At 65.2% G+C, this 8494-nt stretch carries 8 protein-coding genes; 7 read left to right on the top strand and 1 reads right to left on the bottom strand.

The window, feature by feature from the left end:
- The first annotated feature begins 87 nt into the window (after positions 1-87).
- From Q0602_RS10835 to ppk1, 6 genes are all read left to right on the top strand, one after another.
- On the top strand, positions 88-429 hold the full coding sequence (locus Q0602_RS10835; RefSeq protein ID WP_298842815.1) for a phosphoribosyl-ATP diphosphatase: 342 nt from the start codon (positions 88-90) through the stop codon (positions 427-429).
- Between the two features lie 39 nt (positions 430-468).
- The gene (gene tatA / locus Q0602_RS10830) at positions 469-750 is read left to right on the top strand and encodes a Sec-independent protein translocase subunit TatA (RefSeq protein ID WP_295039653.1); all 282 of its coding nucleotides are present in this window, start codon (positions 469-471) and stop codon (positions 748-750) included.
- Between the two features lie 5 nt (positions 751-755).
- Complete coding sequence (gene tatB / locus Q0602_RS10825; protein ID WP_295039656.1) at positions 756-1178, top strand: Sec-independent protein translocase protein TatB; 423 nt, start codon at positions 756-758, stop codon at positions 1176-1178.
- Positions 1175-1948 carry a twin-arginine translocase subunit TatC gene (tatC, locus tag Q0602_RS10820; protein WP_295039660.1) on the top strand — a complete coding sequence of 258 codons (774 nt, stop codon included), beginning with the start codon at positions 1175-1177 and terminating at the stop codon, positions 1946-1948. The genes tatB and tatC overlap by 4 nt, the downstream gene beginning before the upstream one ends.
- Before the next feature lie 173 nt (positions 1949-2121).
- On the top strand, positions 2122-3129 hold the full coding sequence (gene hemB / locus Q0602_RS10815) for a porphobilinogen synthase (protein ID WP_298842812.1): 1008 nt from the start codon (positions 2122-2124) through the stop codon (positions 3127-3129).
- A gap of 39 nt (positions 3130-3168) precedes the next feature.
- Complete coding sequence (gene ppk1, locus Q0602_RS10810) at positions 3169-5379, top strand: polyphosphate kinase 1 (protein WP_298842810.1); 2211 nt, start codon at positions 3169-3171, stop codon at positions 5377-5379.
- A gap of 128 nt (positions 5380-5507) precedes the next feature.
- Here ppk1 and Q0602_RS10805 read toward each other — a convergent pair whose 3' ends face one another.
- On the bottom strand, positions 5508-7691 hold the full coding sequence (locus Q0602_RS10805) for an alkaline phosphatase PhoX (RefSeq protein WP_298842808.1): 2184 nt from the start codon (positions 7689-7691) through the stop codon (positions 5508-5510).
- A gap of 285 nt (positions 7692-7976) precedes the next feature.
- Here Q0602_RS10805 and Q0602_RS10800 point away from each other — a divergent pair.
- Positions 7977-8494: hypothetical protein (locus Q0602_RS10800; RefSeq protein ID WP_298842805.1), on the top strand; the 518-nt coding region annotated here is incomplete at its 3' end.

Below are 8494 nucleotides of genomic sequence, written 5' to 3'. Positions count from 1 at the left end.
CGAAGCTCGAAGCTCGAAGCTCGAAGCTCGAAGCTCGAAGCTCGAAGCTCGAAGCCAATGTAGCCCCATAAGCAGGAATGTCATCTCATGAGTGATACTCTCGAACGATTGGCCACGGTTCTGGACTCACGCCGCAACGCGGACCCGGACAGCTCTTACGTCGCCCAGCTACATCACCGGGGCCTCAACAAGATCCTGGAAAAGGTTGGCGAGGAAGCTGCCGAAACGCTTCTTGCCGCCAAGGATGTCCGGGTGGATGATGCACAGAGCCGCCAGGACCTGATCGGCGAAGTGGCCGACCTGTGGTTTCACAGCCTGGTCATGCTGTCGCATCTCGATATCGATCATCGGGAAGTGCTGGCGGAGCTGGCCAGGCGTTTCGGCGTTTCCGGACTGGACGAGAAGGCCTCTCGCCAACGAGACTCATGAATCACCATCGCGTCAACGCGCATCAGTAAGGAGAAAGTTATGCTGGGTGGGATCAGTATCTGGCAGCTGTTGATCGTCCTCGGGATCATCATCCTGATCTTCGGTACCAAGAAGTTGCGCAATGTCGGTAGCGACCTCGGCGGGGCCGTCAAAGGCTTCAAGAAAGCCGTCGGTGAAGACGAAGAGGAGAAGAAAGGGAGTAACACGCAGCAAAGCATCGACCACTCCCAGGATTCGACTCACACGACCCAGGACAGCAACTTCGACAGCCGCCCGGACGACACGCAGAAGACGTCCGACGACAAGGCCGAGCGCAAGTAACCGGCATGTTCGATATCGGTTTCTTCGAGCTGTTGCTGATCGGCATCGTCGGACTGCTGGTGCTGGGGCCCGAGCGGCTGCCCAGGGCTGCCCGCACGGCCGGACTCTGGGTCGGTCGGATCAAGCGCAGCGTCTCGACCATGCAGCGTGAGATCACGTCCCAGCTCGAGGCCGAGGAGCTGCGCCAGAAACTGGCCGAGCAGCAGAAAAAACTGGACGAGAACGTCAATCAGGCGCGCCGGGGCGTCGAGAAGCATTTCGAAATCGACAAGAAGGAGGATTCGGGGGCCCCGCCTTCGACCGCTGGCGACGCCACGCCGGTCGACGAATCCACTCGCGCCGGAGAGCCAGCGCCCTCCGCGCCGGCTGATGCCTCGCCCGCCCCCCCCTCTTCCTCACCCGCGGACAAGGATTCGGCTTCCCGATGAGCGATGCCTCTTCTCCACCGCCAGATGAAAAGCAGTCACAGGCCCCGCTGATCGAGCATCTGATAGAGCTGCGTTCGCGCCTGATGAAGGCCGTGATCGTTGTCGTGCTGGTCTTCGTCGGCCTTTACGCTTTCTCCAACGACATCTACCGCTTCGTGGCCGATCCGTTGGTGGCGCTTCTACCCGCCGGCTCGAAGATGATCGCGACGGAGGTCACGTCGCCCTTTCTGGCACCGTTCAAGCTGACCATGGTGGTCGCCATCTTCGCGGCGATCCCGTTCATCCTCTATCAGGCGTGGGCATTCATCGCGCCGGGGCTCTACAAGCACGAGAAGGCGCTGGCGTTCCCGCTGCTCGCCTCCAGCATCCTGCTGTTCTACTGCGGCGCAGCCTTCGCCTACTACGTCGTGTTCCCGCTGCTGTTCAGCTTCTTCGTGCACACCGGCCCGCAGGACGTCACGGTGATGACGGACATCAACGCCTACCTCAATTTCGTGCTGAAGATGTTCTTCGCCTTCGGCGTGGCATTCGAGATCCCCATCGCCACCTTCCTGGTCATCTGGACCGGCATCACCGACGTGGAGAGCTTGAGCAAGAAACGTCCCTACGTGATCCTGATCTGCTTCATCATCGGCATGTTGTTGACCCCGCCGGACATCATCTCGCAGAGCCTGCTGGCCATCCCCATGTGGCTGCTGTTCGAGGTCGGCATCCTGTTCGGCCGCATCGTCCAGCGCCGACGCGCGGAAGCGCCTGCGGACACGGACTGATTCGTCCGGTTCCAGCCACTGCGACGAAGGCCCCCACCCGGTCCATCGACTCGGTTGTTATACTGGGGCGCCAAGCCCCACTGTCATCTTTTTGTCATTCGTCACTGATAGCTTGGCTGTCGGTGACGCGAGTGGGCCGGGAGGCCCATTCGCCGCCTATCGTGGAGAGATTCATGCGTTATTCCCTGTCGCGTCAGTACCCGGCCACCCGCCTGCGTCGTCTGCGCAAAAGCGACTTTTCCCGCCGCCTGGCCCGAGAATCGACATTGACCACCGACGATCTGATCCTCCCGGTCTTCGTGCTCGACGGTGAAAACCGCCGCGAGCCGGTCTCCTCCATGCCGGGTGTCGAACGTCTGTCCATCGACGAGCTGCTGCGCGAGACAGAGGAGCTGGTCGAACTCGGCATACCCGCGATCGATCTCTTCCCCTTCACCCCACCGGAGAAGAAGACCGTCGACGGTGCCGAGGCCTGGAACCCGGACGGCGTGATCCAGCGCGCGATCCGGGCGCTGCGCGAACGTTTCCCCGACCTCGGCATCATCACCGACGTGGCGCTCGACCCCTACACCACCCACGGCCAGGATGGCGTGCCGGACGAGAACGGCTACCTGCTCAACGATCGCACCATCGAGGCACTGATCAAGCAGGCGCTCTCCCACGCCGAGGCCGGCGCCGACGTGATCTCGCCGTCCGACATGATGGATGGCCGTATCGGCGAGATTCGCGCCACCTTCGAGCGCGAAGGGCTCCACGAGACCCAGATCATGGCCTACTCGGCCAAGTACGCCTCGAAGTACTACGGACCGTTCCGCGATGCCATCGGCTCCAGCGGCAACCTGGGCCGGGCCGACAAGTTCAGCTACCAGATGGACCCGGCCAACACCGACGAGGCGCTCCACGAGACCGCTCTGGACATCCAGGAGGGCGCCGACATGGTGATGGTCAAACCCGGCATGCCCTACCTGGACGTCATCCAGCGGGTGAAGGAGTCGTTCGGCGTCCCGACCTTCGCCTACCAGGTCAGCGGCGAGTATGCCATGCACATGGCCGCCTTCGAGAAAGGCTGGCTGGATGCGGATAGCGTGATTCTGGAATCACTGACCTGCTTCAAGCGCGCCGGGGCCGATGGCATCCTGACCTACTTCGCCAAACGCGCCGCGCAACTGCTCAACACCTGAGGGCCGCGGGCGTGTCGGCCCCGGTACCGGAGACTTCTGATGACGGATTCTGGCACGACGGACACGCCCAACAGCCCGGTCGACCTCCCCTTGCCGGCCACCGGTGAAGAGACGCCGCCGCCGCCCTTGCGCGTCAATCGCACGCGCAAGGGGATCCATGCCAAGGAGGCACCCTCCTCGCAGGCGGATCTCGACGACGCCGCGCTCTACTTCAATCGCGAGTTGTCGCACCTCCAGTTCAACATCCGTGTGCTCGAACAGTCGCTGGATGCCTCGCATCCGCTTCTCGACCGGTTGATGTTCCTGCTGATCGTCTCCTCCAATCTCGACGAATTCTTCGAGATCCGGGTCGCCGGCCTCAAGCACCAGTTGGCCTCGTTTCATGAAGAGACCGGTGCCGACGGCATGACGCCGGCCCGTGTGCTGAGCGAGGTCTCGCGCATCGGCCACGAGCAGGTGGAGCGTCAGTACCGCATTCTCAACGACGTCCTCGTGCCGGCCCTGGAAGAGCAGAAGATCCGTTTCCGGCGCCGTGCCCAGTGGACGCCCGAGCAGGCGGCCTGGGTCGCCGACTACTTCGAGGAGGAGATCGCCCCGGTCATCAGCCCGATCGGGCTGGATCCCTCGCACCCCTTCCCCCGTCTGGTCAACAAGAGCCTCAACTTCATCGTCGAGCTCGAAGGGACCGATGCCTTCGGCCGCGAGGGCGGCATGGCGATTCTCCCGGCGCCGCGCTCGCTGCCGCGGCTGATCCGGCTGCCGGAAGCGCTGTGCGAAGCGGGTTTCACCGATTACGTGTTCCTGTCATCGATGATCCACGCCCACGCCCACGAGGTATTCCCCGGCATGGAGGTGGAGGGCTGCTACCAGTTCCGCCTGACCCGCAACGCCGACCTGTCGGTCGATCCGGAAGAGGTCTCGGACCTGGCCTCCGCGCTTCGGGGCGAGCTGCTGGCCAGGCGCTACGGCAGTGGCGTGCGTCTCGAGGTGGCCGACAACTGCCCCGATAGCCTGATCGATTTCCTGCTCAAGCAGTTCGAGCTTGGCGAGGAGGATCTCTATCGGGTCAACGGCCCGGTCAACCTGACCCGCATGATGGCGGTTCTTGGCGACGTCCAGCGACCCGACCTGCGCTATCGGCCGTTCACCCCCGGCCTGCCCAAGCCGTTGCGCGGCGACGTCAACCTGTTCTCCGCCATTCGCCAGGGCGACATTCTGCTGCACCATCCATTTCAGTCGTTCACCCCGGTGGAGGATCTGCTGCGCCAGGCCGCGCGCGACCCCGACGTCATGGCGATCAAGCAGACGCTCTATCGCACCGGCGCCGACTCCGCGATCGTCGGCGCGCTGGTGGAAGCGGCCCGCGGCGGCAAGGAAGTGACCGTGGTCATCGAACTGCGGGCGCGCTTCGACGAGGCCGACAACCTGGCGCTGGCCTCCCGACTGCAGGAGGCGGGCGCCATCGTCATCTACGGTGTGATGGCCTACAAGACCCACGCCAAGATGATGCACATCGTCCGGCGCGAAAAGGGCGAACTGCGTCACTACGCCCATCTCGGTACGGGCAACTATCACGCCAAGACCGCCAAGCTCTACACCGACTACAGCCTGATGACCGCCAACGACGAGCTCTGCGACGACGTGCACAAGGTGTTCCAGCAGCTCTCCGGCATGGGCAAGCCACGCAAGATCAACACGCTGCTGCATGCCCCCTTCACGCTGCACAAGACGCTGGTCGAGATGATCGATCGCGAGGCCAGACTGGCCGAGAACGGCAAGAAGGCCAGGCTCGTCATCAAGTGCAATGCGATCACCGAGCCGAAACTGATTCGCGCGCTCTATCGCGCCTCCCAGGCCGGCGTGACCTGCGACCTGATCATTCGCGGCATGTGCTGCCTGCGCCCCGGCATCCCGGGCATCTCGGACAACATTCGGGTGCGCTCGATCATCGGTCGATTCCTCGAACATACCCGGGTCTACTACTTCCACAATGACGGCAAGCATGAAGTCTGGTGCTCCAGCGCCGACGCCATGGAGCGCAACATGTTCCATCGCGTGGAGACCTGCTTCCCGCTGCTGGACAAGAAGGTCGCTCAGCAGGTGCGCAAGGATCTCGACACCTATCTGCTGGACAACTGCCAGAGCTGGGAGCTCGACACCGAAGGGCAATATCATCTTCGCGATCCGGGCGATGCCGAACCCATCAGCGCCCAGGAGACGCTGCTCTACGCCTACGCCAGTCAGGCCTGAGCTCGAAGCTCGAAGCTCGAAGCTCGAAGCTCGAAGGAAGCCTAAACCACACCGCCTCCGTCGTAAGCGACGGAGGCGGTTTTCTCTTTCAGCTTCCAGCCGCGTAGCGGCGCTCTTCCCGCTTTCAGTTACACCCCGACCTCTCCACCATCACGCTTGCGGATCACCACGGTGGAGGCCCGCGGGCGGACACTCTCCGAGGTGGTGGCGACCGTGGCATCCTGCACGCTGGCGTCAGGATCGGCCGGCCAGTTGCCCGGGTGCTGGATGTTGATGAACAGCGAGGTCTTGTCCGGCGTGGCGAAGATGCCGGTCACTTCGCAACCGTTGGGGCCGACGGCGAAACGCTTGAGCTGGGCCTGGTCCGCGGCATCGATCACCGCCTTGTCCCCCGGACCGCGGCCGACGCTGCCCGGCACCACCGCCAGCACCTGGTCGTTGGTGTAGTCGGTGACGTTGTCGTAGCCGTTGTCGGTCTCGATCCACAGGATGCCGCGGCCATCGCCGCGGTCGTCGTACCACAGGCCGTCGGGGCTGGCGAACTGGTTGAGCTCGGTGAGACCCGAGAAGTTGTCGGGGTCATTCTCGGCGGCGCCGAAGACGAACACTTCCCACTCGAAGCCGGTGGCCGACGGCGAAGGCTCGCGCCAGCGAATGACCTGGCCACCCTCGTTGTCCGGACGCGGATTGGGGCCATTGACCGGGGCCGTGGCATAGCCCGCGCCCAGTGCCTCGACGTCGCTGCCACCGCTGGTGTAGGTGGCGTCGGTACCCTCGGCGGTGCGCTGGGAGTTGTTGGTCAGGGTCATGTAGACCTCGCCCGACGACGGATCGACGGTGCCCCACTCGGGGCGGTCCATCGGCGTCGCGCCAATGAAGTCGGCGGCGTCACAGGTGTTGATGATCACCCCGGCGAGATCGCGCTCGTTGGCCAGTTCCAGCGCCTGCCATAGCGGCCGGCCGTCCTGGGTGGTGGCGTCCGGGGTCAGCGGCAGCCACTCGCCACTGCCGTCGGCATTGAAGCGCGCCACGTAGAGGGTGCCCTCGTCGAGGTACTTGGAACCGATCGCCAGGCGATCGTAATCCTGCCCCGGGCGATTGGCGTCCTTGGGATCCCAATTGGCCTTGGAGACGAACTTGTAGATGTACTCGTTGCGCGAGTCGTGGCCGGAGTAGAACACCACCGGCTCGCCCTCGATCACCTTGCCCGGCCAGCACCCCTCGTGGCGGAAGCGACCGATATGGGTGCGCTTGAGCGCGGCGGCCTCGGTGCCCACGCTGTCGGTGTTGCCGTAGGGATCGACCTCCACCACATAGCCGAAGGTACGCGGCTCGTTGCGGTAGTCGCCGGCGGCGGAGGCGGCACTCGGAGTGGTATCGAAGCGCGCGAACTCGCCGTTTGTGCCCCCCTGGGCGGTCTCCCAGCCGTAGCGGCCGCGGCCATCGGGCAGCCCCAGGCGGTCGTCGTCGCGATAGCGCCCGCTCGATTTGGTGAAGACCTCGGGCCAGTTCTCCTCGCAGGTGAGGTAGGTGCCCCAGGGGGTGTAGCCGTTGGCGCAGTTGTTGTTGGTGCCGCGGGTGCGGGTGCCGTTGGTGGAGTAGGCGGTCACCACGTAGTCGCTGCCGCGTACCGGTCCGGCGAGTTCGATCGGCGTGGCCGAGGTGATACGACGGTTGTAGCGCGAGCCGCGCTCTTCACGCCACTGGCCGTTGGCGTCGAGCATGAGCTTGACCAGGGTCACGCCGTGGGCGTTGATCTCGGTGCGCACCTCGTTGGCCGGACGTGCGCCGCTGTCGGCATTGGTCGGGCCGCCCTGGGGCGCCCACAGCGCGTCCTGGTCGATGTACTCGTTGTTGAGCGCCATGATGAACTCGCGCGAGGCGCTCTCGTCGCTCAGCGCGAAGTTGTGCATGCCGTCGTGGTGCATGCCCACGCTGGCTGCCTGATATTCGGGCGTCACGCGGAGGTTGGCCGACCAGTTGCCGACACTGTCGTCGAGCGGGGTACCCCAGGGAATCAGCACCTGGGCGACGTAGCCTTCGGGCACCACCACCGCATCGGTGCGCGAGCCGCGGATCGAGGCGAACGCCAGCGCCAGCGGGGTGGCTTCCGGCGAACCGCCGCTGGAGCCACCGTTGTCACCGTCGCTGCTGCAGCCGGCCAGGCCGAAGCCGCCGAGCAGGCCCATGGCGGCCAGCCCCGCGCCCCCCTGCATGACGCCGCGACGCGATACACGGCGTGAGAGTACCGACGAGAACGGCTCGTTGCTGCTCTGGTTGAGAACGCGATGATCCTCGATTTCCTTGCTCATGGGGTGTCCCCTCTACTCTGAGTGATCCACTAATGACGGTCTGCTAGTCAACGGCACCCGGGCCGGCGATGCGCGCCGCCGGCCACTTGGCGTCCCGGTGCCTGTGGTCACCGGGCTGCGTTACCGGAGGCAACTTAGAGCAGCAACGTGACAACACCATGACGATTCCGGCGGCAGCGCCGCGCCCGTTGCATGGTCACGAAACCGTCATCTCCCAATCATTAGGATGCCGAGTCCGGCGGCGGCGAAGGCCGTGCGCCGCGTTGAATCATTCGCGGGAGCCTCATGACTGACCCCCTTTCCACCGCCGCCCAGGCCGCCACCGGCCGGGGCTGCGACCCCAGCCGCCGTCGCCTGGTCGGCGCCCTGCTGGGTGCCGGACTAGGCGCCGGGCTGAGCGGCTGCGCCACGCCGCTGACAGGCACCGCGCGGGCGCCGGCCCCTGGGCGCCAGGTCGAGATCCTCTACTTCGCCGACACCCTGGAGTGCTTAGGCCCCACGCGCATCGTCGCCCCCGCCACCTATCTCGGCCCGGCGTCGCTGCTCGGCGCCGCGCCCTGGGCCACCGCGGACGGCGTGACCACGCTGGCGGGCAGTGCTAGCGCCGAGTGGGCCGTACTCTATACACCACGCAGCGCCGCCCGACGCCACACCGCCGGCTATGGCGGCCTGGCCGTGCAGCTCGACCGGCTGCGCCGTGAACTCGGCGCCGAGCGCACCCTGACGCTGGAGAACGGCCAGTGCTGGAGCGGCAGCGGCCTGGGCCATCTCGCCACCGGCAGCGCCGGCGTCGCCGCCAGCCG

It is taken from the genome of uncultured Salinicola sp., assembly GCF_937921195.1.
Lineage (GTDB): Bacteria > Pseudomonadota > Gammaproteobacteria > Pseudomonadales > Halomonadaceae > Salinicola.
Note: the sequence above shows the minus strand (reverse complement) of the source record. Positions and strands in the feature narration are given on the sequence as shown.

Excerpts from the sequence above, each read along its gene's own strand:
- hemB (WP_298842812.1), top strand. The coding sequence starts at position 2,122 with ATGCGTTATTCCCTGTCGCGTCAGTACCCGGCCACCCGCCTGCGTCGT.
- tatB (WP_295039656.1), top strand. The coding sequence starts at position 756 with ATGTTCGATATCGGTTTCTTCGAGCTGTTGCTGATCGGCATCGTCGGA.
- tatA (WP_295039653.1), top strand. The coding sequence starts at position 469 with ATGCTGGGTGGGATCAGTATCTGGCAGCTGTTGATCGTCCTCGGGATC.
- tatC (WP_295039660.1), top strand. The coding sequence starts at position 1,175 with ATGAGCGATGCCTCTTCTCCACCGCCAGATGAAAAGCAGTCACAGGCC.
- ppk1 (WP_298842810.1), top strand. The coding sequence starts at position 3,169 with ATGACGGATTCTGGCACGACGGACACGCCCAACAGCCCGGTCGACCTC.
- Q0602_RS10835 (WP_298842815.1), top strand. The coding sequence starts at position 88 with ATGAGTGATACTCTCGAACGATTGGCCACGGTTCTGGACTCACGCCGC.
- Q0602_RS10805 (WP_298842808.1), bottom strand. The coding sequence starts at position 7,691 with ATGAGCAAGGAAATCGAGGATCATCGCGTTCTCAACCAGAGCAGCAAC.